This window comes from Streptomyces hirsutus (assembly GCF_001418415.1).
GTDB classification, from domain to species: Bacteria; Actinomycetota; Actinomycetes; order Streptomycetales; family Streptomycetaceae; genus Streptomyces; species Streptomyces hirsutus.
Map to the genome: position 1 here is coordinate 1 of NZ_LIQT01000501.1, position 1,718 is coordinate 1,718.

The 1,718-nt window shown below is 73.2% G+C and carries 1 protein-coding gene; it reads right to left on the minus strand.

Features of this window, described 5'->3' with window-relative positions; genetic code table 11:
* Window positions 1-17: 17 nt before the first annotated feature.
* A partial coding sequence (locus AOK11_RS32465; protein WP_055597268.1) for an alkaline phosphatase family protein occupies window positions 18-1,718 on the minus strand: 1,701 nt, incomplete at its 5' end.

The window sequence follows — 1,718 nt, forward strand, 5'->3', positions numbered from 1 at the left end:
CCCCGGACCGGACCGGCTCAGTCTCCGGCGGGGTGCGGGACGGAGCCGTACGCCTTCAGGAAGCGGTCCCGGAAGGCGTCCATGCGCCACACGGGCGCGTCCCGGTCCGGCCTGAGCCCCTCCGTCCAGTTCCAGTCGGCGACCTGGTCCAGCACCTCCGGGTCCTTGGCGACGATCGTCACCGGCACGTCCCGGCTCGCCCGCAGGCCGCTGACCCGGGCGATGGGCTGGTGGTCGCCGAGGAAGACGAGGACGGTGTCCTCGGTGCCGTAGCGCTCCAGCCACTGGGTGAGGGCGGTCACCGAGTACTCGACCGACCTGCCGTACTCCTGACGGGACTTGGTGGCATCCGTCATGAGGGCGCCGGGCTCCTTGCCCGCCTTCTGGATGGGGCCGAAGACGGAGCCGTCGCCGAGTTCGTCCCAGCCGACCATCTCGGGCAGCGGAGCCCAGGGCTGGTGGCTGGAGGTCAGGATGATCTCCGCCATCAGGTTCTTGTCCCCCTCGCGCTTCCTGCCGTGCTCCAGGCGCTGGAAGGCCTCGAGCGCGTACTGGTCCGGCATCGTCGACCAGCTGAACTTCGGCCCCCGGTAGCCCATTCCGAAGGCGTCGTAGACCGTGTCGAGGCCGTACCACTCGGCCTCGGGCCAGCCCTTCTGGACGCCCGGCATGATGCCGACGGTGTCCCAGGCCCCGGACTTCCCGAACGCCTTGGTGAGCGTGAGGCGGTCGCTCGCGGTGGCGGTGCGGTAGCGCTGCTGGTTGTCGATCCACAGGCCGGACAGCGCCGTCGAGTGGCCGAGCCAGCTGCTGCCGCCGAACGTCGACGACGTCAGCCAGCCGCTGCGCGCCGCGAACCCCGCCTCGGCGAGCGACTCGGTGCCGGCGTCCAGGGTGCCGGTGACGCCGGGAGCGATCACCGGGTCCTCCAGGGCGGTCCGGCCGTAGCTCTCGATGAACGTGATGAGGACGTCCTTGCCGCGCAGGCCGGGCAGGAGCTGATCGGACGGCGTGCCCGCGAACGGGTCGGTGCGCGCCACCTCCTCGAACGCCGCCTCGTCGCGCAGCGTGTCCCGCACCCGCTTGCCCTGCACCTTCAGCGCGGCCGCCGCCCGGTCGGAGGCGACCGGCACACCGGATATCTGCACGCCGAGGGCGGCACAGGTGATCCACACGGTGCCCGCGATCAGCGCGCCCCGGGCGGCCCGCGCACGGTGCCGGTCCAGCAGGCCGCTCAGCCGGACCGCGGCGAGTGCCGTGACGACCACCAGGAGCAGGGCGAGGAGGACCGCTCCGACGGCGGCGGCGGTGGCGGTGGCGCCGCCCATCGAGTCCTCGACGTAGTGCTGCGCGTCGTCGAGCAGCCCCCAGTCGAGCACCACGTTGAAGCCCCGGCCCAGATACTCGTTGAAGCCGATGTCCAGCACGTTCAGCACGGTCAGTACGGCGATGCCGGCCCCGTACAGCGCCGCCGCGACGATCCGCGGGCGGCGCGGCAGGGCGAGCAGCAGCACCGCGCCGATGATCGCCTCGGCCGGAATCCGGGTGAACCGGTTGGGGCGCAGGGCGCCGGCGGTGTTCGGCAGCAGGAGCGCGCCGACGATCAGCGCGGCGGAGAGGCCGTGCAGCGTCCAGCGGGCGGCACGCGCGGCGCGGGGGTGCTCGGCGCGCAGGCGGGCGCAGCGGGTGCGGAGGGTGCGGAGGAGGCGGAGGAGGCG